The sequence below is a fragment of the Blastocatellia bacterium genome, assembly GCA_016713405.1.
In the GTDB taxonomy this organism is placed as follows: Bacteria; Acidobacteriota; Blastocatellia; order Chloracidobacteriales; family JADJPF01; genus JADJPF01.
Genome location: JADJPF010000012.1, coordinates 105,708 through 124,021, shown reverse-complemented (window position 1 = coordinate 124,021; position 18,314 = coordinate 105,708). Strand labels below are relative to the sequence as shown.

The following is an 18,314-nucleotide window of genomic DNA, read 5'->3' as shown; positions in this document are numbered from 1 at the left end:
CGAATTAAACCACGACCTATTGAATAAATAGTTAAAAGCCCAGATTCATGAGTATTAATCAAGGTTTGTATTACTGTAGCTAAATCAAAATAAAACAAACTACCTTGTAACTTACTTTTTGTTTGCGAAGATAGCTTTTTGTAGCTTCGGTTTAGATATTTAGCCAAAGTAACAACCATATGTTCTGCAAAGTCTGGATTAGTACGCACTAAATCTATTAATTTTTCTGTAGTTATATGAAAAACTTCTGCCCCCTCTGGTACACGTGCTTCAGAAATATGAGGCTCACCAATAAAGGCTGTTGTTTCGCCTAATGCTTGCCCTGGGCCTATATAATTAATTGTTAACTGTCTAGGATCTTCTTTAGGTGATCGTAACTCTACAATACCGTTTCGGATTACATATAACTTCCCGGAGGACTCTCCTATGCGAAAAAGTACGCTATTAGCTGAATAACTTTCTATTTGCCCTCTACTATAAATTCTATGTAGTAACTCTGTAGAAATATCCTTAAACATAGGTGTAGCACGTAAAAATTCAATTTCTTCATCTAGCGATTCAATAAAACTAACTTGGAAAGAAATACCATTTAGCCCAAAGCTAACTTGATCTCCATCAAGCAAGATTTTTTCGTCAATAGGTTCACCATTAACAAAAGTACCATTTCGGCTACTTAAGTCATAAATAATAAATTGTCCTTCTTCCATGCGAAATTCTGCGTGCATTCGAGAAGCTAAACGATGCAATCCTTGTTCATCTTGTAGTAAAAGATCGCTAGACAAAGCCCGTCCAACCCTGATGACAGGAAGGGAAAATTCCTCTACTGAACCTTTCATGCTACCTGTTAAATGTGTAAATCGCACCTTCATAAATTAAACTTAATACACTGTAAATTAAATTTTCTGATACTTTAATCTTAAGCCCCAACGGGCGACAGATATGTAGCGTAGGGCGCAAGCCCTACGTATTATAGCGAGAAATTCCTAAAAGCCCCAACGGGGCGACATAGTTGTTTCTTAACATTAAAATACTCTTTCGCCCTTACAGGGCTTAAAGAAACTTAACTATTATTTCCTAGGGCTTGCGCCCTAGGCTACAGTTATGTCGCCCCGCTGGGGCTTAAGAGTTAAGAATATAACATTGCTACATTACTTAGTTTACAATGTACTTAAGCATTTGATATCGAATTTTTATTTGTGATGTAGACAATATGTCTATCCTTCCCAGATTACGCATAAACCCCTATTAAAGTGCTTGCTCCTTCAGGCTGAGATTCTTTTTTGCTTATCAATGCTTCATCAGCAGCCTTATCAACTTCAACAATAATTTTTTCCTCTATTTCAGCTAAAACTTGTTTGTTAATTTCTTTTAATTCCTTAGCCTTATATGACTTGTTATCTTGTGCCAAGTTTTTTCCAGATTCAATAAGGTAAGTTTCATAACAACCTATTGGATCACGCTCTCCCCAATAATTAAATAATTCTGGTGAAAAAGTTCTTCTTGCCTCTAGTTCATCGTGTGTAGCGTGTCCACCCATACGAAAAGTTTCAGCAATTAGCAGCACTGGCCCTTTTCCATCACGTGCTTTTTCTATTGCTAGTTTAGTTGCAGCGTAAGTATCTAGTACATTATTACCGTCAAAGACTTCTCCATCAATCCCATAACATTCGGGCCAGTCCTGGAAATTTCCTTTATGGTGCTGTTCTAGCTTGGTGCCAAGAGCTACTTGATTATTTTGGATAATGACTATTAAAGGTAAGTGTTGAACAGCAGCAAAATTTATTGCTTCATGAAAAACTCCTGTTTTAGTTGAACCATCCCCAACCCAAGTTAGCACAACTCTTTTTTCTTTACGAATCTTAAAATTAAGTGCTACTCCGCCACATACAGCAACAATATCACCAACATGGCTAATAGGGGCCATTACTCCATCTGACAAGCTACCAATATGCAGATCTCTGCCCATTGTTGGGGAATCTGCCGTTGCTAAATAGCCTCGAAACATATCAACTAGACTCATTCCCATTTCATGACAGGCCCCAGCATTGCGAATCATTGGAGCAACAAAGTCTGTACGATTGCCATCTTTCCACATTTGCCGATCTAACGCGTGTACACTTCCAATTGTTACAGCCTCTTCACCTGTACCTAGCCAAGCCTTAGATATTACCCCAAGCTTTACCCAACGTTTTAAGGCAATATCATGTAGTCGATTACGCAGTAATCCTTGGTATATATCCAGCAAAGTAGCTATATCTAGTTGACTAATAAGCTTACTGCGATTAGGGTTTTTCTTAAGAGTGTTACGATAATCTTGCATCACATTTTTGTTTGTTTGCCAATTAACATACTCTAGAGGATCATAAGCTGGGTATCTTTTCATTAATCCAAGTCCTTTATCTTTAATGGGTAAATGGTTAAATTAATTTTGCTGATTGGTTGAAAATGAAGCGAGAATTTTATCAGAAACACTCAAGAGCTAATAACAACAAGCGCAGAAGTAAGCTTGTTTTCTGACTTTGTTTAGTTCAGCCTAGCAAACAAAGTGGAGTATAATGCGGGATAAGTTAAAATTTTTCAAAAGTTAAGAAGTTAAATCTATGACAGCAAATATTGATAACGACGCGGTTTTTCTTTTTGATTTAGATACAGGTCGCACAGCAAATTTACCTACTCAGCAGTTAGAATGGGCTAACCGAGTTTTTGCCGAACCAATTCAAGCTGTAAGTTTATTAAATTTAACAGCCCTAGAAGCTGACAAAATCGATTTGCCAACAGAAGCTAGCCTTTATACACAACTTCAAAATCGAGACAGTGAAATTGGGGTAATGCTTTTAGAAATTCGTAAAAATGAACTGCGTCAATCAATACAAACCATTCGAGAAGGAAGCATTAAACGAGATAGGGATTATTCAGTTAATCGCAATCGATTAGAAGCTTTAGAAAAAATTAATTCCTCTGAACCTAATCCACAACTACGTTATCCAGAACAAACCTTTGCAGATATTAAATCTCAAATGGCTACTTTTAAGCGAGAAATCGCTTACTTGCAACAATGGTATCCCCCAATAGCTGCATTAGAACACACATTAAAAGCCTTTGATGATAGTGGTCGAGCATCTAAAGCCAATGAACAACTTGTTCGATTAGTAGGACAAGGTTTTCGCGCTCAAGCTCGTTTACGTGCTTTTGTTGGTCATTTCCGTGAAGGAAGCAAGAGCCGCTTACCTAATCTTAAACTTCATTCACATGGACAAGACTTTAGTGGTTATTTACTGTCTATTGGAAAAGATGTACCTCCAATTGCCATTGAATCACAGACAGCAGCCTATTTGCGTCATTTTTTAGAGGTAATAAATTTATTAGCCGAACTTTGCCAAGAATTTCTAAAAAACTGCATTTCTATTCCTGCTGGTCATTGGAAACCTTTATTAACTTTGGTAAGGGCAATTGTAGAATTTTTCTATATCTGCAACTTTGAATTACCATATTTCTATACTAATTTAACCGTAGACTTACAGGACACAACTAAAATTTGGTACTTTGACACAACTGATAGTACTTGGAAATCTGTATCAGAAGATACAAATAGCAATAAATACTTAAAACGTATTAGTGCGGAAACTTCTTTATTATTAGCTAATAACAGTGCTTTGCTAAAATGTCGTACTACAGACGAGTTAAACCGCTTTCTAAAACTTGCTGCTCCAACTCAGGCCCAACAGCCAAACAATGTTTCTTCTTATCCTTATCATTCTTGTGGGCTAGCTGAATTTGACGAAAATGTAAACCAAAAACTTAAAGTAACTACAGCATTTAATGCTATTGGAGTTGTTTTAGAACAACTTTTAGATGGTGCTAATTGTCCTATGCTTACTAAAAGCCCATTGGGAAGCCCATTAGCAACACTAGTCGGGATGGCAGAATTAAACCCACAAGCATTTGGGTTAGCAAGTGATTCGGCTGTCTTAAAAGACTCTGAAAGATTTCGCCTACTTTCTGATTTTTGGAAATTAACAGGCCGTTGGCGTGCAATTTCTATGCTAGGTGAAGATTACGCCAAGAGAGTAACTAGAGGAATGGAAGCTATAGGTCAACCTGGGCCAGAACATCCCACTTTCCTTAGTGTAGTATTAAAACCAACTATGGTTAAACAAGCTGTTGATGAGGGTGAAGAGTTAATTGACCCATTTACAGCCCTAATGCTTGCTGACCAGGTGCGGCTTTTAGAAATGCTAAATATCACTTGGACAATTGCAGAAGATTTTCTAGGTAAGTTAAAGGATGTACATTCTCTAGGTAAACTTAAACGTATCATAGAATCTTTGCCAAATTTAGGAGAAGAAGCCGCTAGTTCATTACAAAAACGTTTTAACCCTAAATGGCTAGAGGCAACAACCTGGATTTGGTCTGTTTTGCGAAGTTGCGCTCCTTCGGTTTGGGATTTTTGGGCAAAACTTAATCAAGAAAACCTTTGGGATGATTTTTCTAATGCACCTACAATGCAGGCATTTACTAAATTACTACGCCTATTTTGTGAAACTGCCCGACTAGTTGTACTTATTGAAGCTCGCGGCTCAGCTATTGCAGAAAGACTACAATTTAGTGCTGAAGGTGCTGGACAAAAGATTTTATCCGCTGTTCAGTCTTATTTAGAAGGTAGCACTATGCCTGTGCCACTAGTAGAAGTGATTAACTACTACTATAACCCAGAAATTAGATTTGATTCTAATCAAGCATTTACTGGGAGTTTTCGACTTTACTTAAAACAATTAGAATTAGATCTTAAATCCATTAAAGCTAGTGAAGCACATATTAAAGGTGTATCAGCAATCCTACGTCAACTAGACATTCTTTACCCTACATCAACAATTGTAAAAGATCCTATAACACCAACAGAAATTGTTGTCCCTCCATCAATTAGCTCGCCTGATCTAGTTGGAATAATTAGGGAAAAAGATTCTGAAATGTTTTCTAAAATTTTCTTTGAAATGCTTTCACAAACTGAAAATGACACAAACGCATTTCTAAAAATCTTGTCTATGTTGGCAAGAAAAGAGACTTTAGGATTTGTTTATACATTTGATCGTATTAGCTCAACGGTTACAAAGGTTTTACCTGAAGCTAAAGAAAGATTATTGCTACTAACTTTCCCTACTACTACTAAAAACTTTTTTAATTATTTGCAAACTGTAGACAGCAATAAAGAAAAAATCGATGATAAACAATGGGAAAGCATGCAGAAAAAAACAGCAGAATATTTTCAACAAATGGCTGACTTTGCCCAATCTCTTAATGGCTTAACTCAACACTTACCACGTATTTTGCCGGCTGACCGTGAAATAGTAAACAATTTCTTAAAAGCAACTGCTCCAGCTAATCGAGATCTGCCTTTTTTAATGCTCTTTGCCTGCGATCATTTAATTATGGATATTTGCACAAATAATGCTGATAGGCTTTATCAAATGGAAAGTGCTTTAGGTAAATTACGTGCCTATTTACGTGAACAAATGGGAGCAGAATTTCAAGAACCATCAATTGAGCTTTTCCCCGTTGGTGGTGGGCGTATAGCGTGCCGTGAAGGGCAATTTTTCTTAACCGGGCATAATGAATCTTTTGAGCTTGCTTTTGCTGATCCACACGAGCCAATGACTAATTATATTATCTCTAAAATAGCTTCTATTAAGTTTAGTTATGCAGCACAAGTCCTACATGCAGAGTTCCCAGAACTAGAATTTTTTGCACAACTTTAGTACAGCGTAAACAAAGTTTTCTGAGCTTTTATCTCTTAAGCCCCAGCGGGGCGAAATAACTGTAGCCTAAAGTTTTAGCATTAGGAAATAACAACTTACTAAATATACTGTAAAACTAAGTAATTTAGTAAGTTGTAACATAAAAGGTCTAGCGTTTTACATTTAACTATGAAAAAATAAAAGTATGAAAAAACAACACATCAAATTAAAAGAAGAAGACCAAAAATATCTAGAAGAAATACTAAGCAAAGGTGAATTAACAGCAAAACAGTACAAAAGGGCAACAGCATTATTAGAAATGCAAAGAGGGAAAACATTGCAAGAAATAGCTTTGATGCTGGGAATAAACTATAACACAGTAGCCCAATACAGAGACAAGTATCAGAAAGAAGGGCTAAAGTTTATGGAAGACTTGCCACGTCCAGGCCGACCAATAGAAATAGATGAAATACAAAGAGCAAAAATAATAGCGTTGGCTTGTAGTGAAGCACCTCCAGGAAAAACAAAATGGGGATTGCGGCTACTAGCAAAAAAAGTTGTAGAATTGGGATATTGTGAAGAAATATCCCATATGCAGGTAAGGAGAATCTTAAAAAATCCAAGTTAAAGCTATATTTGAATTTTCTACTTTAGCTCTTCTTTGTTTGCATTGCCATATTGCTTCTGTTGATTTTCTTAAAAAGAAATTTCTCTCTAAGTTTAAAAATCTTAATCATTATCTCTTAGAGATTATAATTTAGAAAATAATAATTTCCCTTTATTGGAGTTTTATGAATTTAATAAATTATTTTGCTTAATAATTACTTAGTTTTGCTTAATCTATATTATTTATAACAAATCTTATTGGTGCAATAGTTACATTAGCTTCTGGGTTATAATAATCATACAAAACTGAGCGAGTATTTAAGGCATTAATAGCAAAACGTCCGCTAAATCTAAAACTAAAATCAAGAGCAGTATTTTTTGACGGCCAAAGGTAAACAACCAACCTATCAGGCAAAATATCATAATGGCTAAACTGCCCATTTAGGTCTTTTTTAGCTTTTTCCAAATCAGCACGTTCTAGGCTAACACCAGGCGGTAAACCTATTTCTGCAAGCAACATTCCTTGACTATTTTGGCTATAACGACCAACTTTTACCAAACAAGTTATATCTTCATTTACTATTGAGTTTGTCTTATCAAAATCAACAAAAAATAATAACTCTTTATTTTCTGAGTCTTTAGATTGTAAATTGTATATTTCCCAAGGTAAATAATACTTACTAACAATTTGGCTACTGCCTTGTGCTTGACGAATTTCTATTTTATTTCTAGCTTCAGTAATAAATTCTGTTAGGTCTAAGTTTATTGGATTTGCAATTTCATTTATTAAAGGTAACTTTATAATTTTTGCAAGCTTATTGTTAACATAAATTTCTGCCTTGTTATTTATATTATTTTCTGCTTGGGAAATTATTGACATCATTGCCTTTAGTACATTTATAGTTGCTTGAGAAGAAAGCCATACACCATAGCGATCTTTATTATTAAGTAAAAATAATAGCGTTTGATTAACTGTTTGATCTTTAAGTAATTCACCTTTATTAGATATATCAGTTTGCTCTATTAGCGATTGTAAAACTATTGCTGTTGTTTCTATTTCACCAGTCAAACCCCAGCCATAAAAGGGAGTATAGCCATTTATTGCCCATGAATAACCTTTTTTGCTGCTCTTTGATAACTTACGTAATTTATTGATAGCCTGTAAAGACTTAGTTTTATCACCTAGATGACTAGCGGCTTGAGCATAACAAGCTAATAAATAAGGCTCATCTAGTGCAGTTTTTTCTAAATAGTTCAAAGCTTTGTTTAATTTTGCAATTTCGCTTTCATTATTTTTATCTACTATTTTAGCTAAAGCCTTTGTAATCAATGCTGTTTGTAGTGCAAAATATTTACTTTCATTAACGCCTAATTCTTTAGGTTGCCAACTACCATTATCATTTTGTTGGGAAAGTAACCAATCTAAATTATCTTTTATCAAATCTTCATTAACAAAAATTATCTCTTTTGCGTCTGTAAGAAATTCTAGCGCGTAAGCTGTTAAGGCTAAGTCTGACGGGTCATTACCCCAATAAGAAAACCCTCCATCTTTGTTGTAATAGCTTAATAGCCTGTTATACCCTAAGTTTAAGTAATTAATGGCTTTTTGTTGTGTTTTATCCATAACTTGCTTACTATCTTTTAGATAGCGCAAAAATAGTAAATTAGGGTAGGTTGAGGATATTGTTTGTTCACCACAACCATAAGGACGTTGCAAAATAGCTTCTAAGCTTTCTAATAAATGTGCTGACAAATTAGGATAAATTTTTAGTTCTGTTTGCTTGCCTACTGTAAGTGCTTCTTTTGGAATATCAAGTTCAAAAATAGTTTGTTCTGTTAAAATACTGCTAATATATTCTACTACCTCGGCTCCATTAGGAAGAACTGTAATAAGTTTTTTTATTGCATCATTTTGTGTTCCTGTTACAGAAATTTGTTGCTCACCTTTTTCTATTGGCACATTAGCACGAAAATTAAATATTTCTTTGGTAAAATCTCCAGCCTCAACTTTGATTGATCTTTTTAATTGGTCATTAGTGCTAAACCAAGTTTGCTCAGATATTTGCATAGTTATTGATTGAGATTCTTCTAAAAAATTACGTAGAATAATTGGTAAGCCAATTTCATCACCTTCTGTTAGTCTAGCAGGTGGATCTAGTTCAACAAAAAATGGTTGAAAAGCTGGGATTTCTACTTCATTTATTGCTATTTGTCCATCTGTGGTAGAAGCAATAACCGACATTTTCCAGTTAGTTATATTGTCTGCCAACTTAAATTTAACTTTTGCTTGTCCATCTGTGTTAGTCACTAACTCAGGTTGCCAAAATAAATTTTCTGGGAAATATTCCCGTATTCTAGGAGTAGTAATTTGATTAGAGCTATTTCTACTAGTTAGGCTAAGTAAATTTTTACTTAACTCTACATTAACGCTTGTGTCTGTTGTACTTATGCTAACTAAATTCTCTTGCGCACTAACTTCAACAATATCTGATTGTCCGCCTGGCCTCATAGCTATATCTAATGCGGTTATAAATGTTTCCTTAATAATTACATTTTGATTAGAAATATCCAAAAATCCAGCAGCAAAAGCTTCTACTGTATAAATACCTGCTGGTAGACCAATTAGCAAATATTCTCCTATTTCATTAGTAGTAGTTTGATAAACCAAACTTGTTAAAAAATTAGTAGCTTTGATCGATGCACCAGGAATAACCGCGCCTGTTTCATCTGTTACTAAACCCTTAAGTAAGCCTTTTAGCTCCAAATCAGAAAAAATAGGCTTGTAATTCGTGCCAATTGGTATAGGGCTTTCCATTAAATCATTTGTGTTTAATAAATAAGAAAAATGTGTTACTTGAAAATCATCTATTGTTTTCGCTAACGCATCTTTGCCTATACTATTAATATAAATTTTTAATTTTGAGCCAATTTTAACTTTTGTATCTGTTTTAGTTTTTCTTTCTCCTTCTTCAAGATAAGTAACTATGTAAGGAAAAGAAAGTATTTGGTTTTCAACTTGAAAATCTACTTGATAATTATTTCCCCAGGGATCTTTTATTTTAGATAAATCTACTTGAACATTTTTTAAGATTGATTGAAGTTCATCTATAGTTTTAGGAAAATTACCTGTTTTTTCTAAATTATTATCTAAAGCTTTTTGGATAACACCTTGAAAATAAGCAAAATAGTTAGCTTTGGCTTGCCAAACTAGAATTTCTTCTTTTGTTGATTTACCACCACTAATTATTTTTACTAAATAATTTGTCTTATGTATTTCAAAATCAACTTTATAAAGATTCCCCCAAGGATCTAGCAAAGTGTCTAAATTTATTCCTCGCTTTAATATTTCTCTTTTTAATATTGCTGAATCACAAATGCAATCACCTGTTTTAGTAGGATAAGAACTAACTACTTGATTAAGCACTTCTCCATAAGGCTTAAAGTAGGGCCAACCCATATTTAAGGCAACAAAATCATCTGTTGTATCAAAAATTTTGTCTGCTCCAGCAGTAACTATTTCCATTACATCCATTTCAGCTTTTACAAAAAACTTTACTTTATAGTTTGTTCCCCAAGGATCTTTTAATTGATAAAAATAATCTCCAAAATATCCAAGCAAAACAAACAGTGTTGGTTCATTAGTGGGGTACAAAGAATTTTTTGCATATTGTGATTCTAAAGTTTCTTTTATTTCTTTTAAGTCTTTTTCAATTACTGATGCAAAAAGCCTACTGTAACTAGCACTAAAGCGATTAGTTTCAGTTATAACAGGAAAATATATATTAGTGTTTGCTAGTAAAATTTCTGCTACCAAGTCTAAATCTTGTGATATAGGTTTAGACATATCTAAAGTCTTTAAGTTGTCTAAAGTAATTCCACTTATGTTTTCATAGTTATTTGAAGCATGAAGGTAAGTTTGATAAAAACTATTTGGCCGATAATTTTTATCTTCTTGGGCGCGTTCCTCTACAGCTTTATCAAAAATAGTTATTCCCAAAGCACTTTCTAAAACTTGTTTATCCTGTGTTTTTACTTCTAGTGTTGCCTTTACTTCCTCAGCAGGGCGATAACTTTCTTTATCTAACTTTAATGATAATTCTAAATTTTTATTGTCAGGGTAAATTATTGTTTTAATAGAACTAGGAAAACTATGTTTGCTACCTTCATTTTCTTTTATTGAGTAAATAACTAAAGTTATTACACCTGAAAACGTTTGATTATAAGGTAAGGTTAAGTTAGCTTTTCCTTGATTTAGCTCTAAAGTTTGTGAATGGATGACTTTTAAGTCTTTGACTACATCAACTACTAACAACATTTCTGCTTTGTTAGCAACTATTTCAAGTTCAACTGCTTCACCTGCTTTGTAAATAGTTTTATTTGTAAAGGTATGTAAACCAACCTCACTTGAAGAAATATAAAAATAATTTTTTCTAAAACCTACTTTCCCAAACTCATCTTGAGCTACAAAACATATTTCGTTGTCTTCTTGTAAATATTTTAACAAGTTTTTATCAACTACTTTTGCTACACCATATTGATTTGTTTTTGTAGTTAATAATGGATTTTTTAATAGATTAATAATTTCGTTATTTTCTTTTTTATCTTTTATTTGTTCATCTAATTTATAAAGAGAAATATTACATTCTGCTGGCCTACCATCAGCATAAAAAGCTGACAAGTAAAATTCTACTGGTAACCCTTCTGTTGCTGATTGGTGAATTAAATAAATATGTATATCGCTTTTTGATAATCTTAATGTAAAGCGTTTTTGTTCTGTTCGATTCGTTGAAGTGTCTGTAACATAAGCAATAAAGTCTAAATCATTATAAGCTTTGTAGTAATCCTCAAAATCTTCTTCACCTGATAAATCAATTGTAGTAGTAAATTGTCCTAAATTATCTAGCTCTCCTTGATAATCAGGATCTTCAATAATTCCTGAATCTAAGTTAATAATTTTAACTGTTCCTTTATTAAGACTTTTACCAAACAAATATTGTGCATTAATTGTAATTCTTGGATTTTGTTTTGGTAAATAATAAGCTTGATCTGTTTTAATATAAACAGCAAAATTTGGTAGTTCATAGCGACTAATTTTTACATTTTGCTCACTACTTAATAAGTGATATTTATCATCATTTAATTCTACTTCTATTCGATAATCTCCTAGCTCTAAGTTTGCAGGAATCAACCAATTTGTGTTAACAATACCAAATTTGGAGGTTTTTAATTCTTGGCGAAATAGATTTGCTCCACCAGGAGCATTTATTTTTATTTTTACTGCCTCATTAGCCAAAGCTTGTTTGTTAGACTTCAAAATTAAAACTCTTAAGTTTAAGGATTCTCCTGGTTGATAAATTGGCTTATCTGTATTGATATAGGTATAAATAACCTGATCAAATCTAATAGCTTTTGTCAGAGTTTGAGAAAATTTTCCTAGTTTAGCAGTTACTTTAACTTCTGAATCTAAAAAATTTATTTTTTCTGGTAGATCAAAATATAACAGGCCGTGTCCATCTATGGCAGTTGTACAACTAGATTTTACTGTGGTGTTATCTAAAGCTATTTCTCCATCAATTAACACATTATTAATAGCTTGTTGTGTTATTGGATGTAAAGCTATAGCGTGTATTTGATAACGTGATTTTTCTCTAATATACTCACTAGACACTAGTTTTAATTCAAATAAATCAGGCAATAGCTTAGATAATGCAATTATCCCTTTGTAGTTTGTTGTAGATTTATTTACTGTATCAACAAAAATACTAGTTTGTAGATGCTTTGCAACAACAGATTGTAATTTTAGTGGTTCAGTAAACACGCTATAGCGCAACCGATAGTAAATAATAGTTGGGTTTTGTAGCAAATCTTCTGTAAAAATAGGCAGTTTTAATTTTATAGCGTTATTACCTACACAAATTTTTTGGTATTCTGAAACGCTAGCTTTAATTTCATTTTCTGGATCTACCAACTCAATTTTTACTAAACCTTCTAAGTCACAACCCAGGCTATTAGTTATTGATAGCTCAACATTTGGAAATTGTTCATCTAGTGAAAATACTGTTTTTTCCTCATCAACTTTGATTATTGGCTCTAGGATTGTTTTATAAGAAGCTTGAGCAGCAATAAAAGATAAAAGTAAGAAAGGTAGGGCAAGAAAATATTTCCACATAAATTTATTCCTAATTTTTGGAGTGTTTTGCGTGGAGAAATTTTTGTGCAAGGTTTATGCCAATAAGTTAATAATATAAAAAAATATTATAACTAGTTCATCTAATTAGATTTACAATAATCAATTAATTAATAATCAAGCAACAATTTCACTTATGAAAATTAATATAATCCAAAAATTTAAATTACTTACAAATTTTTGTTTTTAAGCTTTGCTGGAAAAAATTTTCTTTTCTTAAAAGTTAGTTGTTAATAATTTTGTTGGTTGTCCGTTTTTATAAATAGAAAAGCAATCAACACATTTTAGGAGGGTGCTGTGCCGGCAGTAGTAACACAATTAAAATCGCTGTCAGACCCTAGAGCTAGTATTGAGAGTTTATTTCAAGAACACTATGACAAAGTTTTCCGCACTGCTTATAGAATTACTGGAAATATTGTAGATGCTGAAGATGTGCTTCAAACAATTTTTCTACGTATTATGCGAAGCAAACAAGCAGAAGATCTTGCCCCTAACCCAAAAAGTTATTTAATTCGTGCAGCTATTAATGCAGCTTTAGATATTGTTAGAACTAGAAACCGTACTAAGTCAGTCCCTATAGAAACTTTAGTTAATTATCCTACTGATAATAAAAATCTTAATCCTTATAGCCAACAAGAAGACCGAGAGTTACGCCGGCAAGTACAAAAAGCGATTTCTAATTTAGGTGGAAAATCAGCAGAAATTTTTGCCCTACGTTTTCTTGAAGGTTATGACAATCGGGAAATAGCTGAGTTATTAGGAATGTCTCAAATGGTTGTAGCCGTTATGCTTCATCGCGCCCGAACTAAAGTGCGTAAAGATTTAGGTATGTTTTTGGAGGAGTTACCAGAATGAACAACAAAAAAAATACTAAAAACATTGACAATTTACTAGACCAAACATTAAGCAAAATCCAAGAAGATAATTTAGATCAAAATACTGTAAATATGGCGGCTCAACGAGTTTGGGCAAAGCTAGGAGAAAATACTATGGAAAGTCCTATTACTGAAGTAAGTCAAATCCGTACTTGTGCCGATTTTCAAACTTTAATACCAACTTATTTAGCGAATCAACTGCCTGCGGCACGAACTACACTTTTTGAAGACCATACACGCGAATGTTTGCCCTGTCGCAAGGCTCTAAAAGAAGCTAGAAGTGGTAAACCTGCTGTAGCTAACCCAACTTTAACAGCAAGACGGCCTACTTCAACCTTTACCCGTTGGTTAATCGCTGTAGCAGCAATTTTGATTTTAACTTTAATTAGTGCGCCAATTGTCCAACGTCTTACACATACAGGTAGCGTCCAAGCTAGCGTTACTGCTTTAGATGGAGCAGTTTATCGGGTTGCTAATAATAATAGCGACTTGTTAACTGTAGGTGCAGAGTTAAAAGAAAAAGAAAAAATTCGCACTGCTAAAGATGCTGACGCAGTAATTTACTTAAGCGATGGCTCACAAATTGAAATGAAAGAACGCTCTGAATTTTATCTTTCAGAAAGCCCAAAAGGTATAACACTACATTTAGAGCGTGGAAATATTATTGTTCAAACAGCTAAACAAAATTCTCGCCCGTTTTATGTAGCAACTAATGATTGCTTAGTTTCTGTCACAGAAACAACTTTTGCTGTAAATAATGGAATTAAAGGTTCTCGTATTTCTGTAATTGAAGGCTCTGCACAGGTTGACTACTCAGGTCAAGACAAAAAGCTTGCAGCAGGTGAACAACTAACAACTAACTCTAGTCTAGGCAATGTACCAATTAAAGATGAAGTTTCTTGGAGTCGTGATTCAGCTAAATATAACAAATTGCTAGCTGGACTTTCTGCATTACGTAAGGATATAGATAAAGTAAGTATTGTTGGTGTACGTTACTCTACAGAGTTACTTGATATAGTCCCAGAAGAAACGGTATTTTATGTATCTTTACCTAATTTTAGCAGTTCTCTTGCTAAGTCTTATGGCGTATTGCAAGAACATTTAGCTAAAAATGCAGCTTTACAAGAATGGTGGCAAAGTAAGCATTCTGATGATAGCCATGACAAATTAATCAGCACTTTAGTAGAGTTTGGTCAATATTTAGGTGAAGAAATAGTAGTTTCTGCGGCAATGCAAAAAGATGGTTCACCTAATAGCCCATTAATTCTTACAACTACTAAGGATCCTGCTGGACTACGTGATTTTTTAGTTAAACAAAAAGAAGAGTTTCAATCAAAAGGATTATTCTTAAATATTGTTGATAATCCACTTACAGTAGACCCTCAACTTGGCAACAATAAAAGAGACGTGTTTGCTTGGATTAACAATAATTTATTTGTTGTTAGCCATAGCTTAAACCAACTAAGCCAGTTTGCTAGCAGCTTAAATGCTGGGCAAAAGCCTTTTGCTAGTAGCTTTTTCCACAATCGTATTGCTCAGGTTTATCAAGAAGGTGCTGGACTAATTTTAGCTGTAGATTTAGAAAAAATTGTTCCTAACACTCTTAAACCAGGTGATGAAAAACAACGAGAAGTTTATAAAGAATTAGGTTTCTTAGACTTAAAACACTTTATTGCTGAACAAAAAATTAATGCAGATAAAACACAAAATCGCGCTGTATTAAGCTTTAATCAAGCTCGTACTGGTATAGCTGGCTGGATTGCTGACCCTGGCCCAATCGGTGGACTAGAATTTGTTTCTCCAGATGCTAATGTAGTAAGTGCTTTTGTAATCAAAGATCCAGCATCACTTGTAGCACATTTAATAGAGAATTTAAGCAAATTAGATAACAACTTTGCTCAACAACTTCAAACTGTAGAAAACTTACATCAACTAAGTGTTACAAAAGACTTTGCTGCTACCTTAGGTGGTGAATTTGTATTTGCTGTTGATGGGCCAGTTGTTCCGACTCCAGCTTGGAAAGCAATTTTTGAAGTTTACGACTCTGCTAAATTGCAAAATAGCCTAGAGCGTTTAGTTACAGAAGTTAATAGCTGGGCAACCAAACTAGGCAAAAAAGGCTTACAAATAGAAAAAAGTGAGCTAAATGGACAAACCTTCTACACTATCAAATCTTTAGATACAGGATTGGAGATGAGTTATGGTTTCAATAATGGTTACTTTATTGCTGCTGCTTCTCGCGCATTGGTAGACCAGGCGTTACGCTATCGTGATTCTGGTTATACTTTAACCAAATCCTCTAAATTCTTAAGCTTATTGCCAACAGACAACAATGCTAACTTTTCTGCAATGTTTTACTATGATTTAGCACCTGTCTTAGCACCTGTTGCTGGTCAACTAAGCAAATCTGTTGGTGACAAAGATTCTAATGAACAACAAATGATTAACTCAATAATCAATGCTAAACCAACACTAGCTTATGCTTATGCTCAAGGTGATAGAATTAGCTTTGCTACAAATGGCGATTCAAACCCATTTAACTTATCACCTGCAAATTTATTAGGCATACCAAATGCGTTTCACCTACAAAAAATGGTTAAAAAGAGCGTTAAAAACAAATAGTTAATTCCCTTAAAAATCTAAACGTCTTAAACCCTAGACCAACAAATCTAGGGTTTTTTATTTTTTGTAATTTAAGTTAAACTAAGCAAAAATTTTTACTTTTTGTCATAACCTTCATGTCAAATATTCATCAACTGTTAAAATTTGCAACTGAAAGTTTACAATCGGCTCAAATAGATGATGCTCGTCGTCAAGCTAGTTTGCTGCTAATGGATTTACTTAATTGTAATCAAGCATATCTGCTAGCTCATGATAAAGACGAAGTAGAAGATATTTTAGTAGAAAAATATAAAGTAGCTGTAGAGCGTCGCGCACAAGGCGAACCACTTCAATATATTAGTGGTAAACAAGAATTTTATGGACGAGATTTTATTGTTACACCTGATGTGTTAATTCCCCCGTCCAGAAACAGAACTGCTTGTTGAATTTCTATTAAAACTAGCCAAGGAAAATAAAATAAGTAATCCTAATATTTTGGATGTCGGCACTGGTTCAGGCTGTATTACTGTTACTTTAGCTATAGAATTGCCTAACGCTAAAATTACAGCTATTGACATTTCCCCTAAAGCTTTAGCGATTGCCAAGCAAAACGCGGCTAAACACCAGGTAGATAAGAAAATAACTTGGGTTATTAGTGATTTAGTAAGTAATTTAAGAAACAGCGAACAGTTTTATTTTTGTTGTGCTAATTTGCCTTATGTAAATCCAGAAGAGCTTGAAACTTTAGCAAAAGAAGTAAAAGATTTTGAACCACATTTAGCACTTTTTGCAGAAAATCAGGGTCAAGCATTAATTAAAAGATTGATTCAAGAAATTGTGCCTTTTATTTGCAAATCAGGTTATTTAATTTGTGAAATAGGCTTTGGTCAAGAAAAAGATTTGCTAAATGTAGTAAATACACATATTTGGCAAATAGAAGAAACTATAAAAGATTTGCAATCTATACCAAGAATTATTGTATTAAGAAAAAAATAATTTTATTTATTTTCTGGCAAAAATGGTTCAATAAAAATTTCCATAATCCCCCCGCAAACATCGCCGTCCGGCTCATCAGGGTCTGCTATAAGTTCAAAGCGACAAAGTTCAGCTTTCCCTTGTCTCATCAGCCTTTGAGCCGCTCCAACTACATCAGCTTCAACACAACCCCCGCCAACCGTGCCTGATAATTTTCCATTTTGATAAATTAACATTCTTGCACCAGCCCTTTGTGGTGTAGATCCTTTAGTTGCCACAACACTTGCAAGTGCTAGCGGTTGGCTATTTTCTTTTGCTTCCAATAATTCTTGGTAAAGTGCTGCTGGATTAAGTAAATTCATTTATTAACCTCTAACTGCTTTGTTTTATTATTTGCTGCAAATAATAGAGTTTTCATTTAATTTAGTAAAAAACTTTATTGGACGATTTTCTAAAATTAAACCTAATTCTGCTGCTAGCTTATAAAAATATTCTAACCCTGCCAAGTTTTCTTTATCTAAATCATAGTTAACATTGCTAGTAAGATAATCTAAGAGTGATACAGGAGAAATATTTAGATTATAGCTATATTCTTTAACAATATTATTTAAGTTATTTATACCTTCTGTTTAGCTTCAACAAACAATTTAGCTAAATCTAAATAATCTTTATCTATTGCATTATCAGACCAACAATTATTAACAGCCCAAAGAGCAAACACAAAAGGAAGGCCAGTAAATTTTCGCCATTCTTGAGCTAAATCATAGACATGATAATTATTTAGCTCAACAGTAATAGCAGGATCTCCAATTAGTAACGCACTATCACTAGTATTTAACATATCCTTTAAGTTAGGTGGTGATGTAATGTAATGAGGTTTAATTGAGTAAAATCTTTCTAAGATAATTTTTATAAGAGTTGCAGAAGTACGTGATGAAATATCTAGTGCAACAGTATTTATTTTATCTATTGGGCATTTGCTTACTAAAATTACGCTACGCACAGCTTGTTTAGCAGGGACAGAAATATCAGGAATTAAGCAAATATTATTTATTCTTTGATATTCAATAACAGGAATTAAAGCAATATCTACTATATTTTCTGCTAGTAAATCTGCGCAGAGTGATGAAGCAGTATTTCCTAAAAAGTAGCAATTATCTTTTAAGCTTCCTTGTAAAAAGCTATAAATTAGGGGGTGCAGAATTAAGATAAGTAGATGCAGCAATTTTAAGTTTGTTCATTAAAAAAATCCTAAAATATAAACATATAAAGAGCAAAGTTTGATAGTACAAAACAATTTTACTGACTGACAAGCAGAAGTAGAACTTAAAGAAAAGT

At 33.5% G+C, this 18,314-nt stretch carries 11 protein-coding genes; 6 read left to right on the top strand and 5 right to left on the bottom strand.

Annotated elements, in window-relative coordinates:
- Both IPK14_16115 and IPK14_16110 read right to left on the bottom strand, forming a co-directional pair.
- On the bottom strand, positions 1 to 869 hold an 869-nt coding region (locus tag IPK14_16115), incomplete at its 3' end, for an FHA domain-containing protein (GenBank protein MBK7994846.1).
- 359 nt (positions 870 to 1,228) lie between these two features.
- The gene (locus IPK14_16110) at positions 1,229 to 2,383 is read right to left on the bottom strand and encodes a thiamine pyrophosphate-dependent dehydrogenase E1 component subunit alpha (GenBank protein ID MBK7994845.1); all 1,155 of its coding nucleotides are present in this window, start codon (positions 2,381 to 2,383) and stop codon (positions 1,229 to 1,231) included.
- 217 nt (positions 2,384 to 2,600) lie between these two features.
- On the opposite strand from IPK14_16110, the gene IPK14_16105 reads away from it, so the two are divergent.
- Both IPK14_16105 and IPK14_16100 read left to right on the top strand, forming a co-directional pair.
- On the top strand, positions 2,601 to 5,753 hold the full coding sequence (locus tag IPK14_16105; GenBank protein ID MBK7994844.1) for a hypothetical protein: 3,153 nt from the start codon (positions 2,601 to 2,603) through the stop codon (positions 5,751 to 5,753).
- A 184-nt stretch (positions 5,754 to 5,937) separates the two neighbouring features.
- Positions 5,938 to 6,360, top strand: coding sequence for a helix-turn-helix domain containing protein (locus IPK14_16100; protein ID MBK7994843.1), 423 nt, complete (start codon positions 5,938 to 5,940; stop codon positions 6,358 to 6,360).
- Between the two features lie 207 nt (positions 6,361 to 6,567).
- Here IPK14_16100 and IPK14_16095 read toward each other — a convergent pair whose 3' ends face one another.
- Positions 6,568 to 12,507 carry a carboxypeptidase regulatory-like domain-containing protein gene (locus IPK14_16095; GenBank protein ID MBK7994842.1) on the bottom strand — a complete coding sequence of 1,980 codons (5,940 nt, stop codon included), beginning with the start codon at positions 12,505 to 12,507 and terminating at the stop codon, positions 6,568 to 6,570.
- A 315-nt stretch (positions 12,508 to 12,822) separates the two neighbouring features.
- Between IPK14_16095 and IPK14_16090 the strand changes: the two genes are divergently transcribed.
- The 4 genes from IPK14_16090 to IPK14_16075 all read left to right on the top strand — a co-directional run bounded on the left by IPK14_16090 (position 12,823) and on the right by IPK14_16075 (position 16,997).
- Positions 12,823 to 13,380 carry a sigma-70 family RNA polymerase sigma factor gene (locus IPK14_16090; protein MBK7994841.1) on the top strand — a complete coding sequence of 186 codons (558 nt, stop codon included), beginning with the start codon at positions 12,823 to 12,825 and terminating at the stop codon, positions 13,378 to 13,380.
- A complete protein-coding gene (locus tag IPK14_16085; GenBank protein ID MBK7994840.1) occupies positions 13,377 to 16,022 on the top strand; it encodes a FecR domain-containing protein in 2,646 nt (881 codons plus the stop codon). Before IPK14_16090 ends, IPK14_16085 begins: the two co-directional genes overlap by 4 nt.
- 116 nt (positions 16,023 to 16,138) lie before the next feature.
- Positions 16,139 to 16,447 carry a hypothetical protein gene (locus IPK14_16080; GenBank protein MBK7994839.1) on the top strand — a complete coding sequence of 103 codons (309 nt, stop codon included), beginning with the start codon at positions 16,139 to 16,141 and terminating at the stop codon, positions 16,445 to 16,447.
- Positions 16,437 to 16,997: a HemK family protein methyltransferase gene (locus tag IPK14_16075; GenBank protein MBK7994838.1), complete on the top strand. Its 561-nt coding sequence runs from the start codon at positions 16,437 to 16,439 to the stop codon at positions 16,995 to 16,997. Before IPK14_16080 ends, IPK14_16075 begins: the two co-directional genes overlap by 11 nt.
- Before the next feature lie 2 nt (positions 16,998 to 16,999).
- Here the strand turns inward: IPK14_16075 and IPK14_16070 are convergent, their stop codons facing one another.
- Complete coding sequence (locus IPK14_16070; GenBank protein ID MBK7994837.1) at positions 17,000 to 17,338, bottom strand: XdhC family protein; 339 nt, start codon at positions 17,336 to 17,338, stop codon at positions 17,000 to 17,002.
- 254 nt (positions 17,339 to 17,592) lie between these two features.
- A complete protein-coding gene (locus IPK14_16065) occupies positions 17,593 to 18,201 on the bottom strand; it encodes a menaquinone biosynthesis protein (protein MBK7994836.1) in 609 nt (202 codons plus the stop codon).
- Positions 18,202 to 18,314: the final 113 nt, after the last annotated feature.